The sequence below is a fragment of the Staphylococcus debuckii genome, assembly GCF_003718735.1.
GTDB classification, from domain to species: domain Bacteria; phylum Bacillota; class Bacilli; order Staphylococcales; family Staphylococcaceae; genus Staphylococcus; species Staphylococcus debuckii.
This window is the reverse complement of the sequence record NZ_CP033460.1, coordinates 603738-628284: the sequence shown is the minus strand read 5'-3', so window position 1 is coordinate 628284 and position 24547 is coordinate 603738. Positions and strand designations below refer to the sequence as shown.

The 24547-nt window shown below is 37.1% G+C and carries 17 protein-coding genes; 4 read left to right on the top strand and 13 right to left on the bottom strand.

From position 1 onward, the window contains the following. Positions 1–92: 92 nt before the first annotated feature. The 3 genes from CNQ82_RS02750 to CNQ82_RS02745 all read left to right on the top strand — a co-directional run bounded on the left by CNQ82_RS02750 (position 93) and on the right by CNQ82_RS02745 (position 2817). Positions 93–671: a TetR/AcrR family transcriptional regulator gene (locus CNQ82_RS02750; RefSeq protein WP_123143981.1), complete on the top strand. Its 579-nt coding sequence runs from the start codon at positions 93–95 to the stop codon at positions 669–671. Positions 672–994: 323 nt separating this feature from the next. After that, positions 995–1627 carry a hypothetical protein gene (locus tag CNQ82_RS13210; protein ID WP_206125370.1) on the top strand — a complete coding sequence of 211 codons (633 nt, stop codon included), beginning with the start codon at positions 995–997 and terminating at the stop codon, positions 1625–1627. Then, positions 1564–2817: an LTA synthase family protein gene (locus CNQ82_RS02745; protein ID WP_206125369.1), complete on the top strand. Its 1254-nt coding sequence runs from the start codon at positions 1564–1566 to the stop codon at positions 2815–2817. The genes CNQ82_RS13210 and CNQ82_RS02745 overlap by 64 nt, the downstream gene beginning before the upstream one ends. A 78-nt stretch (positions 2818–2895) precedes the next feature. Here the strand turns inward: CNQ82_RS02745 and CNQ82_RS02740 are convergent, their stop codons facing one another. From CNQ82_RS02740 to betB, 10 genes are all read right to left on the bottom strand, one after another. After that, a complete protein-coding gene (locus tag CNQ82_RS02740) occupies positions 2896–4443 on the bottom strand; it encodes an oligosaccharide flippase family protein (RefSeq protein ID WP_123143980.1) in 1548 nt (515 codons plus the stop codon). Positions 4444–4458: 15 nt separating this feature from the next. Further along, positions 4459–5868 carry an O-antigen polysaccharide polymerase Wzy family protein gene (locus tag CNQ82_RS02735; RefSeq protein WP_240624936.1) on the bottom strand — a complete coding sequence of 470 codons (1410 nt, stop codon included), beginning with the start codon at positions 5866–5868 and terminating at the stop codon, positions 4459–4461. Between the two features lie 291 nt (positions 5869–6159). Then, a complete protein-coding gene (locus tag CNQ82_RS02730; RefSeq protein WP_123143979.1) occupies positions 6160–7431 on the bottom strand; it encodes a glycosyltransferase in 1272 nt (423 codons plus the stop codon). A 17-nt stretch (positions 7432–7448) separates the two neighbouring features. After that, the gene (locus CNQ82_RS02725) at positions 7449–8039 is read right to left on the bottom strand and encodes a sugar transferase (protein WP_123145626.1); all 591 of its coding nucleotides are present in this window, start codon (positions 8037–8039) and stop codon (positions 7449–7451) included. Then, complete coding sequence (locus CNQ82_RS02720) at positions 8017–8928, bottom strand: NAD-dependent epimerase/dehydratase family protein (protein ID WP_123143978.1); 912 nt, start codon at positions 8926–8928, stop codon at positions 8017–8019. The genes CNQ82_RS02725 and CNQ82_RS02720 overlap by 23 nt, the downstream gene beginning before the upstream one ends. Beyond that, a complete protein-coding gene (locus CNQ82_RS02715) occupies positions 8929–10038 on the bottom strand; it encodes an ATP-grasp domain-containing protein (protein ID WP_123143977.1) in 1110 nt (369 codons plus the stop codon). Beyond that, positions 10035–11240: a DegT/DnrJ/EryC1/StrS family aminotransferase gene (locus CNQ82_RS02710; protein WP_123143976.1), complete on the bottom strand. Its 1206-nt coding sequence runs from the start codon at positions 11238–11240 to the stop codon at positions 10035–10037. The genes CNQ82_RS02715 and CNQ82_RS02710 overlap by 4 nt, the downstream gene beginning before the upstream one ends. Before the next feature lie 534 nt (positions 11241–11774). Then, positions 11775–14966, bottom strand: a complete 3192-nt coding sequence (locus tag CNQ82_RS02705; RefSeq protein ID WP_240624914.1) for a CDP-glycerol glycerophosphotransferase family protein — start codon at positions 14964–14966, stop codon at positions 11775–11777. A 336-nt stretch (positions 14967–15302) separates the two neighbouring features. Then, positions 15303–16991: a choline dehydrogenase gene (betA, locus tag CNQ82_RS02700; RefSeq protein WP_123143975.1), complete on the bottom strand. Its 1689-nt coding sequence runs from the start codon at positions 16989–16991 to the stop codon at positions 15303–15305. A 151-nt stretch (positions 16992–17142) separates the two neighbouring features. Continuing rightward, positions 17143–18633, bottom strand: a complete 1491-nt coding sequence (gene betB, locus CNQ82_RS02695) for a betaine-aldehyde dehydrogenase (RefSeq protein WP_123143974.1) — start codon at positions 18631–18633, stop codon at positions 17143–17145. 472 nt (positions 18634–19105) lie between these two features. On the opposite strand from betB, the gene cudC reads away from it, so the two are divergent. Next, a complete protein-coding gene (cudC, locus tag CNQ82_RS02690; protein ID WP_123143973.1) occupies positions 19106–19651 on the top strand; it encodes a choline uptake/conversion transcriptional regulator CudC in 546 nt (181 codons plus the stop codon). A gap of 532 nt (positions 19652–20183) precedes the next feature. Here the strand turns inward: cudC and CNQ82_RS02685 are convergent. From CNQ82_RS02685 to CNQ82_RS02675, 3 genes are all read right to left on the bottom strand, one after another. Next, positions 20184–21794, bottom strand: coding sequence for a BCCT family transporter (locus tag CNQ82_RS02685; protein WP_123145624.1), 1611 nt, complete (start codon positions 21792–21794; stop codon positions 20184–20186). Between the two features lie 462 nt (positions 21795–22256). After that, on the bottom strand, positions 22257–23900 hold the full coding sequence (locus CNQ82_RS02680; protein WP_123143972.1) for an alpha-keto acid decarboxylase family protein: 1644 nt from the start codon (positions 23898–23900) through the stop codon (positions 22257–22259). Positions 23901–24038: 138 nt separating this feature from the next. Next, entirely contained in the window at positions 24039–24488 is a 450-nt protein-coding gene (locus CNQ82_RS02675; protein ID WP_123143971.1) for a MarR family winged helix-turn-helix transcriptional regulator, read from the bottom strand. Positions 24489–24547 lie beyond the last annotated feature (59 nt).

Sequence of the window (24547 nt, the reverse complement as noted above, 5' to 3'; positions counted from 1 at the left end):
GTATCACATATGCTACATGGTTAATTATTGCCTGTACAGATATAATTCAATCTATTTATAAGGTTAAACTACACTAAGGAGGAGATGTAGAATTGAACCCGAAAGATCTACGCGTGGTTAAAACGAAACGCGCTTTATCAGAATCACTGTTGAGTTTGCTTGAAAATAAACCCTTTTCTTCCATCACAGTGAATATGATTTGTGAAGAAGCGCTGGTACACCGAACTACTTTTTACAAACACTTTTTTGATAAATATGATTTACTGTCTTATTTACTGCATAATCTAACTCAAGACTACTTTGATAAAGATGTTCGCGAACGTATTCAACAGCCTTTCCAATCTATTGCTGCATTTATTGATTTTCCTATTAATAAGATTAGTGAAAAGCAAAAACATGATGCCAAATTCTTTGAAACCGCAACTTCTATCTTTATTGATAAATTACGAGAAGATATTGAAAATAATAGAGATAAAATTGAAATCGACAGCGACATTCCTATCAGTCTGGTTGCACGTGTCTTTGAAGCTTCTATTCAAGCGATGGGTGAATGGAATCATGTAGATAATTGTTATAATATTAATAACGAAAGCGGTGGCAAATTATCTTTAGAGAAGTTGGATGAAATTTTTAATAAACTGGTGAATATTAAAATTAAAGAAGATATTTAAAAAGGTGTGGAGCGACGGGAGCGGCTCGGGCTATTTTATGGTATGGGGCGAAAAGTTAGGCTGCCGGCTCATTGTGAGAGCCAAAGCGTTGAAGCTCGCTCTCGCAGCCTATACACTCTCACCATCCCGAGTTGTCTTCCTCTTTCAACCCAACCTAACTATCTCCCGCTATCACTCCACGAAAGTCTCATCTTTTTTTCAATGTTCACCAAAGTTTCTAATGACTTTTTTCTACTCCGATAGTAAAATTATATATTATCAACCCTCTAATATGAGAAATACATTCAATATTTAACATCTAGTTAAGGAGAAGACACAACATCATGATTCAATTAGTTATTTATTTGGCTATCGGTATCCTATTTACAGTGCTCGATTGCTTATTAATCCGCCGCAAGGTTTCCATTTTCAAATGGATCGCCTCATTCTTTTTCTACACTATCTTTATCAACGCTAGCGTTATCGGTATATTGATTCTTTATCTTCATAAACCGAATACCTTATTACCGAAAATGTATCAAACATCCTTTGCTTTAAAATATATTATTTTAGCTGGTATTTTAGGAACTATTTTAATGTTAGTGCAAGCCGTGTTGAATCGACGTTTGCAATTTGAACATCAAGCACCAAAGCGCGCTTGGACAGATGCGCTCATCAATATAGTAATTATTTTATTCACTGTCATTGGCTTGCTTGCAGTTTTCTTTGCTGATTGGTTTATTGATTTCTTCGGTAATATTACGCCGGAACAATTCTTATTCAATCTCAATTCACCAATTAAAGGTACAAGCGACGATATGACAAGTGCAATGTTGAATGGTCCGATTTTAAAGGCCATCTTCTATTCATTGCCGCTGTTGTTCTTAATTGCTTTCAACCGCTTCAACATCCAATGGCTCACAACTCAAGGTGCAAAACATTCCTTAAACGTACCGTCATTCGTTTCGGTTTATTGATTATTGCGACAGCAGTTTTAATCTCTGGTCTTTATTACAGTTCTAATAAATTGAAACTCCCAGAAGTCTATCGCGCCTATAATCAAGATTCAAAATATATTGAAGATAATTATGTCACTAGCGAAGCAGCACACTTGAAGTTTCCGAAACAAAAACGCAATCTAATTCATATCTACTTAGAATCAATGGAGAATTCTTATACTTCTAAATCACTAGGTGGCTATATGGATGAAAATTTAATTCCGAATCTGACAAAGCTTTCAAATGAGGGTGTTCATTTTTCCAATACGGACAAACCATTTGGAGGACCTCAGCAAATATACGGTTCAGGTTGGTCTGTTGCTGGTATGGTCAATATGGGGATGGGGATTCCTCTGAAAATACCGATGAACGGGAACAGCTATGGCAAATCTGGTTACTTCTTGCCAGGAGCAGTCGGTATCGGAGATCTCTTGCATAAAGAAGGTTATAACCAAACAATTATGTTCGGTGCAGATGCTGATTTCGGCGGTCTGACAACTTACTTCACTACACACGGGCATTATAAAATCTTTGATGTGAAATATGCGCGTCAGCAAAAATTAATTCCTAAAGATTACAACGTGTGGTGGGGATTTGAAGATGACAAACTTTACGGATTTGCGAAAGATGAAATTACACGTCTTTCTAAAGCAGGCAAACCGTTTAATTTCACAATGGAAACAGCAGATACGCATTTCCCAGACGGCTACCTTTCAAAAAATGCGCCAACTCCGCATAAAAGCCAATACGCTAATGCAATCTCCTATTCTGATGAAGAAGCTGTGAAATTTATTAAATGGATTCAAGCACAACCATTCTACGATAATACGACTATTGTTATTACTGGGGATCACCGCAGTATGGATAAAAAATTCTTTAAGCACTTCGATTCAAAATACAATCGTACTGTGTTCAATTTGATTTTAAATCCTGCTGTAAAACCACATCAAACTAAACAGCGTCAATATGCGCCACTTGATTTCTATCCAACTATCCTTTCAGCTATGGGTGTAGAAATTAAAGGACATCGTCTTGGACTCGGAACAGATTTATTCTCAAAAGAAAAAACTTTAATTGAACGCGACGGTTTCAAAAAGTTTGATAGTGAATTGAGTATCCGCAGCAACTACTATGATAAAGAATTCGTTTCTGAAAAACAGTCTCACTAAAAATTAATTACAAAACTGCCGACCTCATTTCATGCAGTTCATATAAAAAAGAATCTCGCTCTCGGGCAAGATTCTTTTTTAATGTGCTTTACTTCCTTTTTTAGGATTAAAGCGATTTAGAATATGATATGCGATTTTCTTTTCACTGTTACTCATAATAACAGTCCATAATACGACAGAATAGAGTAATGAATACACAATAATATTGATGCCTAAAATAATTAAACCTTTGCCGAAATGTTCAGCTATCCATTGATAAACAAAATAGTAAACTGCAGTCATTACTATCATCGGCAACCAGATTTTACCCATTTCAAGCCAAAACTTCTGCATATCCAATCCGATTTTTCGATGGTAGTACACATTCATTATCAATGTGTAACCTAAGAAACTAAAGATACCGATTGATAACGAGACTCCATAGCCACTGTATTGCGGTGCCGTAATCACTGCCCCTACGATAGCAATCAACAAGGTTGCTGCTAAGACAATAAAACGGAATGTCTGGCGGTTATGTGCTTGAATAATACTCACAGCCGGCAATTGCGAAAGCTGGAAGGTAATCGTAAACATTAATACTACCGTCATGATGTATGCAGGTCTGAAATCGGGGCCTGCCCAAATCACAATAAAGTTTTCACCGAAAATAACAAAGCCTGATAAAATAAATGTTAATACAATCAATTGAATCCGGCTGACACGCGTCATTTCATTTAATAACGTATCGTTATCGGCTCCCTCCACTACTAACATGGAAAATCTCGGGAAAGTCACATTATTGATAGAAGTCGCAAACTGCTGGAAAATCTTAACAAACTGCACAGCGATAACAAATATCGCAACTGCTACTGTACCGTTAATGGCACCTAATATCATTTGGCCGAAGTTTAAAGTCAATTGTTCAATGGCAATTGAGACTAGCACGAGGCCTAGATAAACATTTAATTCTTTCTGCTGAATTAAACTTGTAAGATTCACCGAACCGCGCCAATCAAATTTGATCTGCACACGTGATCGACACATTATCATTCCAAGCACTAAGACTAAAAAGTTAACGCTTAAAGTAATAACGATAATTGTCACTGCCCCATAACCCATTAATAAAAATGGCGTTGCAATAATAGAAGGTGCTATGACACGAATGAGCAGCATTGTTTTTGCAATCGCAAAATATTCATAGGCTTGTAAGATACCATTAAAGATACCTGGATAAAATGAAATCATGATATTGATAATGATAAAAATCAACATCAATTTCAGTTCTGATAATTGCTTCGGTCCAAGAGACTGACCGAAGATAGCATCTGCATTAAAATACAAAATCACGCCCAACAATCCAATCATGAGCGAGCACAAGAAATAAATATTCAAGATATTGCCGAGGATACGCGACTCTTGTTTCTTAGAGCCGTTGACTCTGTTTTGTGATAGGTATTTAGCAATCGTATTCCCGAATGAAAGGTCCATAATATTCAAGTAAACTAAGAATGAAAGGACTAAGTTATATAATCCATATTCGGAAGTTCCGAGCGTACGGATGAAGAAAGGTGTATATAACACCGCTACTAAAATATTACCGAATATGGATATGTAGGAAATAATTGCTCCAGCTCTTCTTTGATTCATACTATTAGCTCCCGTTTATGATTTTTTCCTTCTGCGATTGAGATAAGGTCGTAACACACGTTCGCCGGCAAAAATCACGATAGCTGTAAAGATATTCGCTGGTGAGAATGTATCGATGATAAATGCAATTGTGCTGGCACGTGGAATAAATAAAGTCATTCTAGCCATAATTAAAGCAATTGCAATCACGATAATATGCTTAGATGTCAGCATTTTAGTAAACCATCCGATCAATAATCCAATAATCATGCTGCCGAGAATAATACCGGCATACCCGAAGTCATGATACAGTTCAGCCACGAAACTTGAGCCGTAACCTACACCTTTTAAATACAAATCTTTCATTATGACGTAAGAAATCGTATGAGAATATTGATACCCTTCCAATGCACGATCTACAGATTGGCCTGACCAACCTCCATGTCCGCCAGTCAAATTACCCCACAAATTGAATTTAATGTATTCTGTTAAAGGTCCAATTGAATAAATTTTATCTGGAATTTCTTTTGCTTTTTCAATCGTATAACCGATGACGTTCACACTGATTCCTTGGGAAAAGAAGAACGACATTAAAGAGTCCAGCACTGAATTACTGCTAGTCGACGTGCTGCCACGGTTATTCCCTACAAAGTTCATTAAAGCCAAAAGCACAGGCGCCGCAATAATACCTGTAATCAAAGTCTTCTTTCCGAACCATTTATACGTCTGCGTTTTCTCTGCAATTTGATTTCGGTAACAGAAATAGATAAACAGAATCAATACGTCCAACATAAAATCAGAACGCGAACCTGTTAAAACTGATAGACCATCTACAAATAGATAAGCAAGAATCGGAATCCAAGCCCGTTTAATAGCAGGCAACGTTGCGAGATAGACGAAAAAAGCAATCGGGAACATTCTGCTGATTAAAACTAAGGGTCCTGGCAAACTCGATTTAAAAGTTGAAAAATAGGCATAATAACCTAGTGATTGTGATGCTTGAATGGCACCAGCTAAATAAATCAATTTAAAGACAATTGCAATCGCAAAGACAATTAAGCTGATGGTACGAATATTTCTAATATAATCCGTTTCTTCAGGAATATAGCGATCGAAACTGCGATGAATGTTACGATCTAGCAGTGCATAACCTAAGTATAAACAGAACAAACTTAAACTCAGCATAATCAAAATATTGATAATCGTAGACTGATCCGTAAAGTAAGTCCCTAATAATTTAAATTCCTTTTCTTTGTAGTGGAAGACTTGGCTGACAAACATTCTTCCCATTAAAAAAACAAAGAAAGTCACATTAAACATAAAGAAAATGATCCGTCTGTTGAACGATTCAAATCCATATATAATATTGTTCAGAAAGAATAACAAGAGCGCACTAAATAGCAAATTGATATTTGAGAATATTATTCCCAATGCGAGGACTATCACTGCCGCACCAAGTATGCTCCATCTTAATAATCTGGTCAAACTCCCACCTACTCACTCATTCATTACTTTTTATTTTGTATTTCGAACGTTGCATTTTTATAAATTAATTTTAATCGTTTTATCATAGGTGATATCGAATTGCATTAAATCGGCGCTGCGCCTCATTTGAAAGCGACTGCTTCTCGCAATAAGCATTCACACCAATACATCAAGAAAAGATTGATACAATTTCACACCAATTCCCAACCTGCCTCTCCAATGCCGTCATGCCGCACTTCACATTTCACTATGCTATTTGCAATCTTGTCCTCTCTCGACTAACGCTTGCGCAAAAGAGGTATAGAGTGTTTCTGAGTCACTTAAATCTTTCCAGCTTTGATAAGCACCCTCAGCATAATACAGATACTGTTCATCTGACATTTGAATAAAATCTTCAATCGCAGAGGCTGTATCATCCACGCTTAAATCAGCGCCGATCAGCAAACCATTATATTCAGGTTTCACGATTTCTGCGGTGCCTCCTACGTCTGATGCAACTACCGGAATCGCATTAGCCATGGCTTCCATGACTGAAACCGGCACCCCTTCTGATTCCGAAGTGTTCACAAACAGTGAAGGATTATAATCATGATACCATTGACGCACCTCTTGATTTGGTAGACGCCCGATAAATTCATATTCATCTGCATTTAATTTTTCAGCAGCTCGTGCTTTAATCTTTTCAGTATCCGGACCATCACCGATATGTACCCATTTAAATACATAACCCGCTTCATTCAACTGCGCTAAAGCATCGATAATGACATCTAAACGTTTCAACTGGCGAATCGTTGAACAACTCACAATCAACATCGGATTGCGTTCAGAAACTTGGAAATCTCCCTTCCCGACCCCTAAACGTCTTGTTTCTATCTTATCAGCATATTTCGGGAATTTCTTCTGCAAATATTGACTGCTGGTATCCGATACAGGATAAAGCGTATCGACACGTGACAACATCCCTTTACGCATAGGCAAGAAACTAAAAGGTTTGATATAGTCATTGACATCATAGCCATGGCCACGAGAAATCAACGGAATTGAAGTATCACCATAATACTCATATTTCAGCTTGGTACCTAAGTTGGCAGTAATATAGAACCAATAACTATAAAGGTACAATTGAGTATCTTTGTCATTTTCCGGCAGCAAACCCGAATGAACCAAATCATAATAAATGGCATCTGTACGCGCTTCAAAGTACAGATTATACATCCATTTATAAGGGTTGAGCGAACCTGCATTCTGACCAATCCCTTTCAGACGACTGCGATTCAACATAATATGCGGCGCTGTCTTCAGAAAGTTCACTGCTTTATTCTTCAACCCTTGCGGAAAAGGCAGATCCAAGACAGTAGCAGAGCCTGGAACAGTACGTGTTAACTGCATGGATGGGCTTACCATCGTAGGAATCACCGTAATATGATCAAACTCTTCTGCAAGATAATTAATTTCTTCTTCTAAATATTCCTCACCTTTGTAATAAGGGAAATAATTCGTCAACAGAATCAATTCTTTATGCATATGGTTTCCTTCCCCTTCTATTTCTGATTGATATTTTTTTGCAACAAGACTGTAGCTATTGTTTTATAAATAATAAATGCATCCATTTTAAAGCCGACATTTTGTGCATAAAATGCATCTAAACGCATACGTTCTTCCATCGAAGCACTATTTCTGAGCAATGCTTGCGTCAAGCCTGTAATGCCTGGTTTCACATGAAACTTCTCAATATAATAATCAGGATAACGCTCTTCATTGCCTAGCGGGCTTGGACGTGGCCCAACAAAACTCATATCTCCTTTTAAGACATTTAAGAGCTGAGGCAATTCATCTATACTGGATTTTCTTAAAAAGCTGCCAATACGTGTAACACGTGGATCATTGTCACTGTTAAATGTACTACCGTCTTCATTACGGATATCTGCTGCGTTTTCTTTCATAGTTCTGAACTTATGCATCTTAAATGGGAGCATGCCTGCTCCAAGGCGTTTCCCGTTATAAAGAATGCTTCCACGGTCTTCTGCTTTAATTGCCAGACCGACCGGCAAAGCTACTAATAAGAGTATCGGCAATAATGCGATAAACAACACTACATCTAATACACGTTTAATATTTTTCTGGTATTTCATCATCATGTAGCTCCATTTCGTGATAAATTTCTTGCAAGGCTTCGCCAAAAGCATATTGTGGTGTATAAGCTATGGCTGCTTCAGCTCGCGTACCATTCATATAAGAAGGCGCAAAGAAATCTTTGACATCTTCATCTTTGCGTTCAATCGGTGCCTGGTTAGCAAACGCTGTGTTGATCTGTTCAGCCACTTCGAGGTTGGTCAATGTTTCACTGCCTTTGACATTTAAAATCAAGGCTTTCGTTTCCTGCTGACTCGCCTGCCAAATCGCTTGTGCAGCATCTTTAGCATACAGAAATTCTCGTTTCACATTGCTCGCCCCCATCACTGTGAGTGGTTGGTTTAAGTACGCTAAGCGCATAAAATAATTAATCATGTAATTATTTTGCTCGTTAGCGCCGAATAAATGTGAAAAGCGTAAACAAGTGATATCCAAACCGAAATGTACTGTGTAATAATCTGCCAACATTTCAATATATCTTTTATTCAAACCGTATAATGACTTGGGCATCGCTTCGCTTGCGGCGTTTTCCTGCCATGGCAAAGTTTCAGTTTCTGAATAGACAGAGATAGAAGAAGCCACAATCACTTTCTTGCACTTTTTGGCAGCTGCCGCATCAAAAATATTTTGCGCCAGCTGCAATTCTGAAGTATAAGCGCTGATTTCTTTCTTCGGCCCCCTGCCACCTGCTAAGTGAACAATAATGTCACCCTCTTGAAAAATCATTTCTAAAGATGCTTGAGAGTAATCAGTCTGGATGCGTTGAGGATGTTGTTCAAGATGAGCGGCTTGGCGTGACAGCACTGTATATTCTTCATTATGCTCTTCTAACAATTCAGTAAAGTAACGACCTAAAAGACCTGTTCCTCCTGTGATTCGAAAGGCCATTTAGTTTTCCTCCTTTTTTAAAGGATAAATAAAGAAGCCGACTTTATCATAAACACCATTGACTGGACGAATCATATCACCTTGGCTGTAATAACGATAGGATTCTACTGTGCCCTCAGGTGTTTCAAACTGTTGATAATCGATGGTCTGATTAGGAACCTCACACATAAATTCTAAAACAACTGGGTGTACTTCTTTTTGATTTGTAAATGAAGGTTTTTCACCTTCTAAAAGGTGTTTGAATGTTTTTCCCAGTAAATCATCTTCATTGTAGTATTGAATTAATTTGTGCATATGACACCCATCAAATCGCGGTGTAATTTCAATAATAAAAGCTTCATCATTCATCACTTTCACTTGCGCGTAAACTGGCCCATTATCGATATGCAAGGTTTCTAAATGTGCTTGGATGGCAGCTTCGATTGATGCCATAGGAAACTTGGTTTCTGGATCAATCACATGCTTATGAATAAGACCTGGGTGTTGCGGCCATGTTTCACGCATGGAAACGAGTGTGAATTGCAGCTGGCCGTCTACTACGTAACCATTCACACTGATTTCATAACCTTCTATATAGCGTTCAATAATCGCAGCGCCTTCTCTTGAATGATCTACAGCTCTTTCGATTGCTGCAGGTAATTCCGCTTCTGTTTCTACTAAAGAAATACCGCGTTGCCCTTGTCCGTCTGTAGGTTTTACGAAAACCGGATACTCAATTGCTGTTTTATGGTTGGCATCTTGAGTAATTTCAAAAGGGACAGAACCTGTGATGCCTTTCGTCCGATTACGCATGTCATCTTTATGATTACATGCATAGGCAGTTTCATAACTTACAAAGTGCGGCAAATCTAGTTCTTCAGATAATTTATTAGCTACAGGCATAGCTAAATCCGAGCCGACAGAATATACAGCGTCAATTTTATTTTCTCGGATATATTCAGCTACTGCCGTTTCATCTATAATATTAATTTCTGCAAAGTGCTGAGCTGCATCCGCGCCTGGTCCGTCTTTCTTCATTGCAAGCGCATAGGTTTCATATCCCATATCATTCAATTTTTCAATAGCTTCTGCTTGCACGGGCGCTACACCTAAAATTAATATTTTCTTCATATTAAAACCTCATTTGCTGCTTGATTCACATGTTTTACGATGTATTCTACTTCTTCGTCAGTGAGTTGAGGATATAAAGGTAACGATAATTCATTTTTATAATGCGCATAAGCATTAGGATAATCTTTGATATCAAAACCGTAATTTTGATATGCCGTGAACATCGGAAGCGGTTTGTAATGTACATTAGACGCAATGCCTTCTTCAGCTAGACGTGTGATAATTTGATTACGTTGTTCTTCTGAAGCTCCTTTAATCCATGTTAGGAATAAGTGACAACTTGATTCCTTGTCATTATCAAAGTGTTTCAAAGTAGTTAATAATTCAGGATTTAAATGTGCTTCATATAGCTTCACGATTTCTTTGCGACGTTTCAAGTTCTCTTCGTACTTATCTAATTGATCCAATCCGATGGCCGCGTTGATATCCGTCATATTGAATTTATAGCCTAACGCTTCAATGTCATATTCCCAATTTCCTTTTTGCATTTTAGAAAATGCATCTTTGCTTTGGCCGTGTAAAATAGAAGTTTTAAATCTTTTAGCGATATCAATACCATACTTGGCATAATCTTCTGTCCAAGTTACCGCGCCACCTTCTGCAGTCGTTAAATTTTTAACTGCATGGAACGAGAAAGTTGTGAAGTCTGCAAAACGACCGCTTCGCAACTCACCTTTCTTAGCACCGAATGAATGCGCCCCGTCATCAATGACCGCGATTCGATTCAATTTTTGATGGATTTCATTTTCAGTTGAAAATAATGCTTGCTTATTTTCCGCAATTTCAAAAATCTTTTCATAATCACACAATTGACCAGCAATATCTACAGGAATAATCGCTTTCGTATTTTCTGTAATCTTTTCTTCTAATTGTGCATAGTCCATTTCAAGAGAATCCTTCTGCGTATCGACTAATACGATTTGGGCGCCGACATGATCAATGACTGAAGCGGAAGCTGTGTATGTATAGGCAGAAGTAATAACCTCATCTCCAGGTCCGATGCCTAATAATCGCAAAGTCATTTCTAAAGCTGCAGTAGCTGAATTCATGCACACCGTACCTTGCGTACCCATGTATTCTGTTAAAGCATCTTCAAATTGTTTGGTCTTTGGTCCAGTTGTGATCCAACCGCTTCTTAATGTTTCCACTACGCTATCAATAGCGTCTTCAGAGATTTGTGGCGGACTAAATGGTATTTGCATTGCTATCTTCTCCTTTGATTTCTCTCTATTAAAAAAGTAAACATTACTCATACACGTCGATTCGTAGTTGTCTTCATCATTAACGGAATTTATAAAAAATAAATTGAGCATACCCTAACGTAATTGAAATTCGCTGCATGCTCTCCGCACAGATATTATGTTTCAATTTAGTAACAGTATAGTCTATCCTCTAAAAAGTATTCAATCATTATTCAGAATCAAAATTATTATTTAACAAATCTAAACCTAAGCTAACAATATTTTAATGATACTGTTAAATTATCAACTTCAAATTAACGATATTTACATTCAATTTACAATTATGTTCCAGCAAACATACTTGATTACCGAATCAAAATATACACCAACAAAAGAAAATGTAATTTACGTTATATTCAATTTTTTAGTACAGGTTGAATAGGAATAATCGAAGTAATAAAAAACGCCCCTCATATGAGGGACGCTTAAAGGGAAAATATCTCAATTTCAAATACTATTGCATTGTTTTACTTTTTTAGAATTAAAGCTGTAATTTCAATCTATTTTATCAAAGAAACTATCCACAATTATCTCTGAAGCATTACCTTGTTCATAAGTGCAATATTTCTGATAAAATTCCTGATATTTTTCTTCATACTTAGAAGGGTATTCACTTATATGCTTGATACTATTAATTAACTCAGTGTTGTTTCTTAGCAACGGACCAGGTGCTTCTTTTTCAAAATCCATATAAAATCCACGTAAGTTATCTCTGTAATGATCGAAGTCATAAGTAAAGAATAATAATGGTTTCTTAGTATTAGCAAAATCAAACATAACAGAAGAATAGTCAGTAATACATATATCACTAATTAAATATAAGTCACTAATTTCATTATATTTACTTGTGTTGATAACAAAATCAGATAATGATTGATCGATGTGTAAAGCATTACTAATGATAATATGAGGACGTAATAACAAAATATATTCATCCCCTAGCTCTTTCTGCATTTTTTTCAAATCAAGCTTCAAACTGATTGTGTGTTTTTTTGCAACACTTACTTCATCATCTCTGAAAGTTGGTGCATAAAGTATTACTTTACGATCATCTTGTATACCTAATTTTTGTTTAATTATTCTCTTCTTGTTTTCTATTTCATTTCCATTTTTCTTATGGAATATATCATTTCTAGGATAACCGACTTCTAAAATTTCTTTTGAATAATTGAATGCCGACTTAAAATGTTCAGTAGCGTAAGGACTTGGAGAGATTAAATAATCCCATCTGCTTATCGCATTATTTACCCTTTCTTTATAACCTTCGTCTCTGCCTTTTACATCTTCTAAATCATTAATCATTCTTTTTAACGGTGTTCCATGCCAAGTTTGTATATAAGTAGTGTTTTTATTCTTTTTAATATAATGAGGGAAATTTTGGTTATTTATCCAAAACTTAGCTTTAGATAAATATCTATAGTATGAAGGACTTAATCTTTTTACGGATACCACTTTATTGTCGTCAAAAGGATAAATAGAATTATTTACCCAAACAATTTTGTAGTTATGATTTCTTTTCTTCAATTCATCATATATTTCTTTAGGACTATCACTTACTGATTTTCCAACATTACTTTCAAAAACAATTAAATTAGAATCTACCTTCCCGTATGTTGCAGCAATATTATTGTACAATTTCATTGTTTTGAAATAATATTTGCTCTTTCTGAAACGCTTAAACAAGTGCTGAGATAAAATATCATATTTAATAGTATCTTTAATTCGGTTTTCTTTCTTAAAATTGATAATTTCATTAAAAATTCTTTCAGAATTATTTGTGTCTCTGAACGGATTAAAATTATTTATTCTTTCTAAGAGCTGATGTCCAATTTCAAAGTTGTTTTGTTCAAATTCCATTAATGTTTTTTCTAGTGTATCCAAACTATTAACAATAATACCTGGTAACTCTCTTTCAATATCTAAATGAGAAGGAGATCGACCTATGAAGCGGTCTCTGTCAAATTGGTAGTAAATTACTGGTTTTTCTAAAAAGCTGAAATCAAAACCTACACTTGAATAATCAGTAATCATCAAAGCGCTTTCTTTAATCAATTCTTGCACTTCCACATCGCCTTGTTTAATTGTATTAATAAATTCAGGCACATCAAACAAATCAATATATGGTTGCATGTTTGGATGAAGACAAAAAGCAATACTCATTCCTTTTTGATTTAATTTTTCTAGAGAATCGCTGTTGAGTAACTCATTAAATCTTTGCAAGTAATCTGAGACTTTTAAAGCATCTATATTAGTAATCCAATCACGCCAAGTAGGTATAATAAGAATTTGATTTTTATTTGGTGTATTGTCGTCAAATAAACTATCAAACCTTGAAAGTCCAGTGACTTTAGCTTGATAATCATCAAATTTTAAATCTCTCACTACGATTTGTTTCTCTCTATCTGAACTTGTAATAAACATATCAACGTTGAAATCCTTGAGTTGTTTTCCATTTATATTAGTTAAATTCTTTGTTCCTAAGACTCCGTGCTGTAAAAATATTCTTGTGCCATTAACTTTTTTTACATACTCTTCACTTTGTGTAGGGAATATCAATTCCGGATGGTGTGTAGTACAAATGTATTTAGCTTTAGGCATTATTTCGTAATGCTCAGGTGATTGAAAATCAATAATATTACCTAAAGGTTTTACATTTCGAGCTTCTGCCGACTCTTTGTCAATAACATAGTAAGCATTGATTTCAGGATGATTATTTCTTAAATATTTAAAGAAATGGTAACCGTTATCTTGTGCTTTATAATATTTTTCTCCAATAACCCAAATATCTTTTTTAGAATTTGGCATTCTTCTATTATGAACAGCTGAATTATAAGCTTTAAAACTTTCTTGACTGATGCGATTAATTCGGAAGGATAGATTTCTTCCTTTCATAGTAAAATAAGGAACGGCTGTAATAACTTCATTATTATCTCGTATGGTTATTTTTCCTTTCAAAAATCGTTCAACTAATATTCTAGGGTTGCCTAGCTTTATTCTTATTGGTTGTCTATACTCTTTGGTTTGAAGCTCTAAATAAATATCAACTATATCTTCTTTGTTAAATTTATAATGTAAAAATTCTTCAAGTTGCTTATAGAATTCAACTTTATAGCTATAGGCCTTGGTTAACAATAATTTATTAAATCCTATATAACTAGTTTGCATTCTTAGTTTTGTTTCTTCACTAGATAAACGAGTACAGATAACTAAATTAGCATCCTCTAAAGTAGAATTATGCAAAGTAAATTTACCTTCGACTAATACTTTATTAGATTTAATTACTAGTTTATCAATATGTCTTCTCGAAAAATAAGTTTGTCTAGGTAAATTATCAACGAATGAAAAATGGAAAAATCCGCTTTTAGTAATATAAGGAAACAGTGTTAAATTATTACCTTTAACTCCTTCTAATCCTATTATAGAAATATTCATCTCATAAATATTTAATTTTCTTTGAATTTCTAGTTTGCCACGATATTGTTTAATCATTAAACTCACTTTATCATTTTTTTGATTCTCAAATATTTTGGCTATTTTTTCCAAATCAATTTTGTATTGGTTATTCGATTTTTCTAATTTTATTTCTTTAGTCTCGTCTTTTATATAAACACCTAATATTCTTTTTTCAAATTCACGAAAGTCAATATACAATGTGTTTTGCTCTTGAAAAATTATGACTTTTTTCAATTTACATACCTCTTTTTGATTTATTAATTTAGATATACATAGTTCTATTTTTAAAAATTTGTACCACAGAATCTTTTTGTCGACACAAGTTTAACTCAATCTCTCTATATATTTGCAATAAAGAAGTATATGTAAATTAAAAAGCTAAACTGAAAAACCTATGGTTTATAATTTTTGCAGATTAAGCACATTAAAATTTTTTTGAAAATTACTATGATATATTAAATGTAAAAACACTATAAATTATATGTAAAATTATTGTAAATTACAATAGCACTCTTTATAAAACTTTAAAAAAAGCCCTCTAAACAGAGGACTTTTAATTAACTATTCATATTATTTTACTGTGCCTGCATCTTTATCATGCACGCCATGTTGATAATAATCTTTGTATTCTGGTTCCATAGGGTCATTTCCTAAGATGATATCTGCTGCTTTTTCAGCAATCATTAAGACTGGTGCATGAATATTACCATTTGTTGTTGTCGGCATGACTGACGCATCGACTACGCGTAGGTTTTCCATACCATGTACTTTCATTGTTAATGGATCTACCACTGCCATAGGGTCAGAAGCTGGTCCCATTTTCGCACTGCAAGACGGATGTAACGCTGTTTCAGCATCACGACGTACCCAATCTAAAATTTCTTCGTCCGTTTGTACTTCAGGTCCTGGAGAAATTTCTCCTGCATTATATGGGTCCATTGCGGGTTGCGATAAGATGTTACGTGCTACACGAATCGCTTCTACCCATTCACGTTTATCTTCTTCAGTTGATAAATAATTGAAAGTAAAGTCTGGATGTTCGAATGGATTTTTAGATTTAATCTTCAAGTGACCGCGAGAATTAGAGTACATTGGTCCAACGTGGACTTGATAACCATGTTCTGTATCGGCTTTCTGACCATCATAACGTACTGCAATCGGCAAGAAGTGGAACATCAAGTTTGGATATTTCACGTCATCATTTGAGCGGACAAAGCCACCGCCTTCAAAGTGGTTTGACGCTGCTGGGCCTTTACGACTGAAGATCCATTGCATACCAATCCATGGCCATCTTAATAAATTCAAGCTCGGTTGTTCAGAGACTGGTTGTTTAGCTGCATGTTGAATATACACTTCTAAATGGTCTTCAAAATTTTCACCGACACCTGGCAAGTTGATACGTGGCTCGATGCCTAATGATTTCAAGTGTTCTGGATCACCAATACCAGACAATTGTAGTAATTGCGGTGTATTGAATGCGCCACCTGATAAAATGACTTCTTTTGCAGTCACGGTATGTTCTTTACCATTACGTTTGAAAGTTACGCCTGTTACTTTGTTGCCTTCAAAGTTTAACTTAGTCACAAATGAACGTGTTTTAACATGTAAGTTTTTACGTTTCATTGCAGGTCTTAAATAAGCGCGTGACGCAGAAACACGACGTCCATTATGCACTTGGCTGTCGAAAGGTCCGAAGCCTTCTTGTCGGAATCCGTTAACATCCGGTGTTTTGTTATAACCTGCTTGTACCCCCGCTTCAAAGAACGCTTGGAACAGCGGGTTCTTCGCTGGTCCACGTTTCAGTTTGATTGGGCCGTGGTGTCCACGATATTCATCATCTTTCGTCGAACCGAATGTCTTTTCCAATCTTTTAAAGTAAGGTAAGCAGTGCGCGAAATCCCAAGTACTCATACCTTCAGGCGCACCCCATTTTTCATAGTCCATCGGGTTGCCGCGTTGATAAATCATTCCGTTGATTGAACTTGATCCGCCTAGCACTTTACCACGCGCATGTGCGACTTGGCGTCCTCCCATATGTTGTTCGTTGTTGGTACTATAAATCCAGTCGTAAAAACGGTTGCCTGATGGGAACATTAATGCAGCGGGCATTTGAATGAATAAATCCCAGAAATAGTCGCTGCGTCCTGCTTCTAATACTAATACTTCATTGTTCGGGTTAACGCTTAAACGGTTGCCGAGTACTGATCCAGCACTTCCGCCGCCGATAATAATGTAATCATAATCATAAGATGTTGCCATATATTTATATCCTCCTATTATTATGGTTAGTTTGATGCTGAATAAATGTAGCGATTTCAGCTTTGTTCAACCTTTTGTCAAAAAATAAAGCGGGAAAGCAGGGGCTTATAGAGACACATCCTGCTTTGCTCGCTCTATCGATACTTTAAATTTAACCTTGGAACCAATTCACCGGTTCTGGTTGATAATTCGTTAAGACATGTTTAGAAACGAGGTACTCTTCAAGGCCTTCTTTTCCTAATTCACGGCCGATACCTGACTGTTTATAACCGCCCCAAGGTGCTTGCGCGAAGTATGGGTGGAAGTCGTTGATCCAAACTGTACCCATGCGCATGCGACTAGCGACACGTTGCGCTTTGCCGATATCTTTAGAGAACACCGCGCCGGCAAGTCCATAAATAGAATCATTCGCTAAGCGCACAGCATCCGCTTCATCTTCAAAGCCTTCAACCGTAACGACCGGTCCGAAAACTTCTTCCTGCACGATACGCATTGAAGTATCACAGTCCGTGATGACTGTCGGTTCGAAAAAGAAACCATCTTGTAAGTCCTTGCGTTCTGGACGCTTGCCTCCTGTGGCAATTGTCGCGCCTTCTTCTTTAGCGACATCCATATAGCCTTCAATTTTAGCTAAATGTTCCGCAGAAATGACAGGTCCCATTTCAGTTGTTTCATCAAAACCATTACCGACACGAATTTTTTTAACTCGGTCAATTAATGCTTTCTCGAATTTATCTTTAATACTGTTTTGCACGATAATACGTGAACCTGCTGAGCATACTTGACCAGCATGGAAGTAACCGCCGTTAAGTGCTTGATCGACTGCTAACTCAAAGTCAGCATCTTCAAAAATAACGTTTGGATTTTTACCGCCAAGTTCTAATGCTACGTTTGTAACATGGTCAGCAGCTTGTTTCATGATGTGTTTACCTGTTTTAATACCGCCTGTGAAAGAAACGAGGTCGACATCTGGATGGCCAGATAATACGTCGCCGACTTCTGAACCGGCACCTAAAATCAAGTTGATTACACCTTTAGGGAAACCGACTTCTTCCATCAATTCGAAAACACGAATTGTAGTAAGCGGTGTGATTTCACTTGGTTTCATTACCAGTGAGCAACCTGTTGCAAGTGCAGGTGCGATTTTCCAAGATGCTTGCAATAACGGATAATTCCAAGGTGTAATTTGTGTTACTACTCCTACAGGTTCTTTCAAGACTTTACTTTCTGTTCCTGGAATTGGAGAGTTAATCACTTCACCGCCGTCTTTATCTGCAAGTCCTGCAAAATACATAAATACGTTATGGATATCATCCATATCTGCTAATGATTCTTCGTAAGTTTTACCTGTATCTAATGTTTCAAGTTTCGCTAACTCTTCACGATTTTCTTTTATCTTATCAGCGACAGCTCTGACTTTCTGTCCTTTGACTTCACTTGTTTCATTGGCATATTCGCCTTCATCAAATGCGCGTCTTGCAGCCTCGATGGCACGTTTAGCATCTTCAGGTGCTGCTTCTGCGACTTCAAAAATCACTTCTTGGTTGTACGGATTGATAATTTTGCGTGTTGCTTTATTAGCACTATCTACCCATTCGCCGTCAATAAAATGTTGGCGAGATAAATGGTTTACAAGTTCCATCATTTCGACCTCCGTTAACTTTGTTAAATTTTTATTTAACGAATTTTACAGACTTTATGTTAGCATGGAAAAGAGAACAAAGTCAAATCAGGTGAAAAGTAAGGTGCGGAAAAGTGCGTCTAGGTTGCGAGCAATAAGAAGGCACGAGCAGAAATCGCTCTTTGATTTTTGCGAGTGACGCCTTATTGCCGAGAAACCTGCACTTTGTAGCCCGAGGTGCTGGAGACAGCGTTTAGGATTTGAGTAATAAGAAGCAAGAAGAGTAAACCGCTCTTTGGTTTAGCTCGCCTTGCGCACTTATTATCAAAAATCCTGCTATCGAAAGCCCGTATATCACAACATGCTGGTGAATACAAAGTCTGAATTCGAATCAATGAGAAACTCTGCTCTCTCTTTGTTTTTCCCACCAGCATTGGACTAATTCATTAATTAACTCTAAAATAAATGTAAATGCAGTAGACGGAGGTTTAGTATGGCAAGTTCTAATAAATATGAACAAGAAATTGACGAAGCCAAGGATTTAGTAATCAGTGCCATTGGTGAAACAATGGATTTATATGGTATCAATCGTAGTGTCGGCAACTTATACGGCACAATGGTATTCGAAGACAGCATGACCCTCGATCAAATGCGAGAGGAACTGCAAATGAGCAAACCAAGTATGAGTACAGGTGTAAAAAAACTGCAAGAGTATGACTTAGTGAAACAACAATTTACACGCGGCAGTCGTAAACAACACTTTGTAGCGGAAAAAGATTTCTTTTTATTCTTCCGTAATTTCTTCAACATTAAATTCAATCGCGAAATCACTGTAAATATGGAATCTTTAAAAGAATCAGTGGAGATTATCAAAAAAATTCTTGAGGCAGATGATGTAGATTCAGAAACGAGAGAACATGCTGAAAAAGTGTATGCACAGCTCGAACATTCAATTGTTTATTATAAATGGCTGTCACAAATCAGCGACGCCATCCAAAGCGGCGAGATTTTCAAATATTTCCCAATACCTGAGGAATAGTGAGTGCTTGTATCGGAGTATAGTCGAGAATTAGGAGTTACATTTTTATATTGGTTCATCAAATAAGTAAGTGTCTAGAAAAAATTAAGTTCTAGGCACTATTTTTTTAAAAATTACTGGAAAAGCTAGGAATCTAGACACTAGTTTTCAAGTTGTGTCTAGAAAACACCCTATTCTAGACATTAGTTTCCGAGTTGTGTCTAGAAAACACCCTAATTTAGACACTAGTTTCCGAGTTGTGTCTAAAAACCTCAAATTTCAGTATGTCCCCCTGTCATCTTGGCCAATATATCCACTTATTGGACACGTTGCCCTCCATCTTGGCCAATATATCCATTTATTGGACACGTTCACACAATTCTTGACCAATTTCCACATTAATCCATCATGTCCACACCAATCTCAAGCAATATACCCGCCAACAAGACACATCGCCATCTACCACGCGCTCCCTCACCACCGACGCTCATACCACCACACAAAAATAGCACCAGAATCCCTTCAACCAAAGGATTCTGGTGCTTTTAGATTGTTATTTCAGCGGTGTGTCATTATCTCTATTTTCAGCGATTTCATGCATATTCAACACCCGCTGCTCTGCTTTTTTCAGTCGTTCAGCCCTTAATTCAAGCTTAATCCGATCTCGCGACAAGGTGATGATAAAGGATATCATCATAAAGACGAATATGACGATTAATGGCACAGAAGCCAGTATCGACGCCGTCTTTAAAACTTCGAGCGCGCGTTGTCCGCCTACAAGCATTAATGAGAAAGGCAGCAAGCAAAGTGCGAACGCCCAGAATAGACGGTTGGCACGCAATGGTTCGTCTAACACTTTCTTTTGAGAAGCGGCTGCTAAAATGTATGAGCCTGAATCGAATGTTGTGGCCAAGAATAAGAAAGCGGAAATTAAGAACAAGACCACTACGATGTTACCGAATGGCAATTGATGCATAACTTCAATAATTGCTGATTCAGTACCATGTGTATTTAAGAATTCTACTACATTAAATTGATGTGTGATTTGTAAATAAACTGCATAGTTACCAAAGATACCAAAGAATAGAACACAACCTAATGTTCCGTACACAATCGTACCCAAGATAACTTCTTTCAACGTACGGCCTTTAGAGATACGCGCAATGAATAGTCCAATAAATGGTGCGTACACAATCCACCATGACCAATAGAATATTGTCCATTGTTGCGGGAAGTGTGTCAGCTTACGCCCATCAATACCGCCGAACGGTTCCAGCCAAGTGGCCATTTCAAAGAAGTTTTTCAACATGTTACCGAAACTCGTTACCGTCGTATTCATGATAAAGACAGTCGGTCCTACTACAAACACGAAACCTAATAGTAAGAATGACAACCAAACATTGACGTCACTCAAACGTTGGATTCCTTTTTTCAAGCCAGTATAAGAACTGACCGCAAACACTACTGTAATCGTTAACAAAATAATCGAACGTAGTACCATATTACTGCCGTCCAATCCTGTTAACTTCTCAATACCAGCAGAAATCATCGGCACACCTAAAGCTAATGAAGTCGCTGCACCGCCGAGCAATCCGAAGATAAACAGAATGTCGACAATCTTACCAGGCAATTTATCCGTTTGTCCTTTCAAAATCGGACGGCATGCTTGGCTGATCTTATAAACCGGTTTCTTCTTCACGAAGACTAAATAACCGATCGGCAATGCCGGCAACACATAAATCGCCCACGCAATAGGTCCCCAATGGAACATACCGTACATTGTGGCATATTCCAACGCGTGGTCGGTCATACCTTTCGCTCCATGCGGCGGAACTTGATAATAATACGCCCATTCAATGACGCCCCAATACAAAATATCAGAACCGATACCCGCACAAAACAGCATCGAAGCCCAGCTGAAATTACCGAACTCCGGACGGTCACTCGCTTTACCTAAAGTCACATTTCCATATTTACCGAATGCAATGTAAAGCACGAAGCCTAAAATTACGAGGCCCAACGTCAGATAAACAGCGCCAATCGAATTCGAAATCGACTCGTTAATGTCTGTAATGACTTTTTGACTCGCTTTCGGAAAGGCCATCATCGGAACTACCGCAATGAGCAGCACGATAACCGTTCCATAAAAGGTCGTCCAGTCCATAATGTGGGACTTTTTCGCTTTGCTTTCTTTTTTAGCTTTTTGCAATGTATTTGCACTCCCTATTTATATTTTTGTGTTGAGAAAAATATATAATTCATTTCCCCGAGAAACATACCTATCTCAACAACTTATTTAATAGCTACATAAAGACAGTAACGAATTATTTATAATAATGCAAATTCATGCAGATTAAAATATTGTTTCCAATGAATAAATATATATTTTTTGTAAGCGTTTCAACCCGAGAAACCGGCCATAGTGTAGTGTTAAATTAAAATTTAACGAATTGAACGAACTTAATATACGTAAATTTTGCATAATTATTCTTTTTAACCGAATAAATATTTTTTAAAAGAAAGCTTTGGTGAGTGTATCACCCATCCAAAATCCTCTACCCATATATAGTAAATTTCACATTAAAAAACCTCGGTTAAAAAATTAACCGAGGCACATCAAGTTTTATTAACTATTTTGTTTAGCGAACGCTTTACCAATTGCTTCTAATTTATGCGGCGCATCATGCATTGCCATTTTAACTTCTACAAAGTGCATCATATCTGGATAAGCCTTAATTGCTTCAAAAGCTTGATCTAATTCTTCACTTGTAGAAACATCATGCACTTTCACCACATCTTCGCCGCCAAAGACTGCAGGTAAAGCTTTGTAATCCCACATGTAAATATCATTATACGGTTCATTTTCACCGTGAATTTTACGTTCAACAGTGTAACCATCATTATTAATCACGAACATTACCGGTTTCAGACCTTGGCGAATCATAGTAGAAATACCTTGTACCGTCAATTGCAATGAGCCGTCACCAATCAACAATAAGTTGCGACGGTTCGAATCTGCAATTTGTGTACCAATTGTAGCTGGCAATGTATAACCGATAGAGCCCCATAAAGGTTGTCCCACGAATTTATTGTCTTTATACAACGCTAAATCATAAGCGCCAAAGAAAGAAGTGCCTTGTTCAGCTAAAATCACATCGGAAGGTGCCAAGAAATCTTGCATCATTTTGAAGTAAGTTTCTTGTGTTAATACATCGCCATTCAAGTCATATTGACCCGCTTCCGGACGTTTGAATTTCGGATAATCCGCTTCATTCACATAATCCATTTCCAACAAGCCATCCATTAAATCTGGCAATGTTACATCTTCTGCCACTGTTTCATTCATTTTGAAATTGTGTTGATTCAACATCACGACATCGTCAATATCAAATCCGAATGAGAATCCAGCTGTCGCAGAATCCGTCAATTTCGCTCCAATATTCAAGATTGCATCACTATTATCTACATAATCGCGAATATTTTCTTCGGCAATCGAGCCGTCATAAATCCCCATATAATAAGGATTTTCTTCATTAAACGCGCCTTTACCAAGCGATAATTGCGCTACAGGAATATGCGTTTGATTTACTAATTTTTCCAATGCTGCATGCAATTTGAAACTATTAATTTCGTGACCTGCAATAATTACAGGTTGAGAAGCACTTTCCAATTTATCTTTTACCATAGAAATATATTTTGAGACATCATGAGGTTGACGTTCCGGCACTCCATAAGCAGTGTCCACCTCAATTTCTGTCATCGCCACGTCAATCGGCAAATGCAAATGCACCGGACGTTTCTCAGCTAACGCCGCATTCAATAAACGCGGAATTTCCGTTTGTGCATTATCAGGTGTAATGTAACCTTGCGCTGTCGTAATCTCTTTGAACATCTTGCGGTAATTATCAAACGTACCTTCACCAAGAGAATGGTGCACATATTTGCCCGCATTCTCAACCGCACGCGTAGGCGCACCAGTAATAGCAATCACCGGCACACGTTCCGCATAAGAGCCTGCGACACCATTCACCGCAGACAACTCGCCTACACCAAACGTTGTGACCATCGCACTGATACCTTTCATGCGCGCATAACCATCCGCTGCATAACTTGCATTCAATTCATTCGTGTTGCCGACCCATTCAATATCGTCTCGGCTGATAATATCATCCAAGAAAGCCAAGTTGAAGTCGCCCGGCACACCAAATACTTTCTCAACGCCCGTGTTGCTCAAACAGTCCATTAAATACTCTCCGACACGTTTCTTCATCATTCATTCCACCTTTGTCTCTATTTCTAATACAACTCTAGGATAACGCTTCCAACAGAATTAGGTCAATTATATTGACTTATATGAGTGAAAGAGAGCCTCAATCAAAAAAAGCAGACAACGCTGCCTGCTTGTCTGCTACTCTTCACCCTTTAAATATTTCACTTCTTGGAAGCCTGGTCGATAACTCGCCATTTCTTCCATCATGGCATTCCAGTCATTGCCGACTTTCGCTTTAATATGTTGCAATAAATCATTTTGCGCTTTATTGATTTCAGTCACTAGGTCATGCCCTTTTTGCGTCACGAACAACTCTTTCACGCGACCATCCTCTTTGGATTTCTTTTCCACCACCAACCCTTTCTCTTTCAGCTTGCGCAAAGTCTGATGGCTGCCTTGTTTCGAAATCTCCATGCTTTTCAATAAATCACGGATCGTAATGCCCGGCACTTTGTCGATAAAGAATAAGAAGCGGTGATGTTGGCGGCTCATACCTTTCTTCTCGATAATTTCATCCGCCGTGTTGATAAATGTCTTGTATGCGAAATAGAACAATAGATGCTCATAATCATTACTGTACTCAGTCAATTCTATACATTCCTTTACTTCAAATTCTCTCTGAAAAATTCAGATAATTAGTCCTAGTT

Excerpts from the sequence above, each read along its gene's own strand:
- CNQ82_RS13210 (WP_206125370.1), top strand. The coding sequence starts at position 995 with ATGATTCAATTAGTTATTTATTTGGCTATCGGTATCCTATTTACAGTG.
- CNQ82_RS02745 (WP_206125369.1), top strand. The coding sequence starts at position 1,564 with ATGGCTCACAACTCAAGGTGCAAAACATTCCTTAAACGTACCGTCATT.
- CNQ82_RS02740 (WP_123143980.1), bottom strand. The coding sequence starts at position 4,443 with ATGAATCAAAGAAGAGCTGGAGCAATTATTTCCTACATATCCATATTC.
- CNQ82_RS02730 (WP_123143979.1), bottom strand. The coding sequence starts at position 7,431 with ATGCATAAAGAATTGATTCTGTTGACGAATTATTTCCCTTATTACAAA.
- CNQ82_RS02725 (WP_123145626.1), bottom strand. The coding sequence starts at position 8,039 with ATGAAATACCAGAAAAATATTAAACGTGTATTAGATGTAGTGTTGTTT.
- CNQ82_RS02720 (WP_123143978.1), bottom strand. The coding sequence starts at position 8,928 with ATGGCCTTTCGAATCACAGGAGGAACAGGTCTTTTAGGTCGTTACTTT.
- CNQ82_RS02715 (WP_123143977.1), bottom strand. The coding sequence starts at position 10,038 with ATGAAGAAAATATTAATTTTAGGTGTAGCGCCCGTGCAAGCAGAAGCT.
- CNQ82_RS02710 (WP_123143976.1), bottom strand. The coding sequence starts at position 11,240 with ATGCAAATACCATTTAGTCCGCCACAAATCTCTGAAGACGCTATTGAT.
- betA (WP_123143975.1), bottom strand. The coding sequence starts at position 16,991 with ATGGCAACATCTTATGATTATGATTACATTATTATCGGCGGCGGAAGT.
- betB (WP_123143974.1), bottom strand. The coding sequence starts at position 18,633 with ATGGAACTTGTAAACCATTTATCTCGCCAACATTTTATTGACGGCGAA.
- cudC (WP_123143973.1), top strand. The coding sequence starts at position 19,106 with ATGGCAAGTTCTAATAAATATGAACAAGAAATTGACGAAGCCAAGGAT.
- CNQ82_RS02685 (WP_123145624.1), bottom strand. The coding sequence starts at position 21,794 with ATGGACTGGACGACCTTTTATGGAACGGTTATCGTGCTGCTCATTGCG.
- CNQ82_RS02680 (WP_123143972.1), bottom strand. The coding sequence starts at position 23,900 with ATGAAGAAACGTGTCGGAGAGTATTTAATGGACTGTTTGAGCAACACG.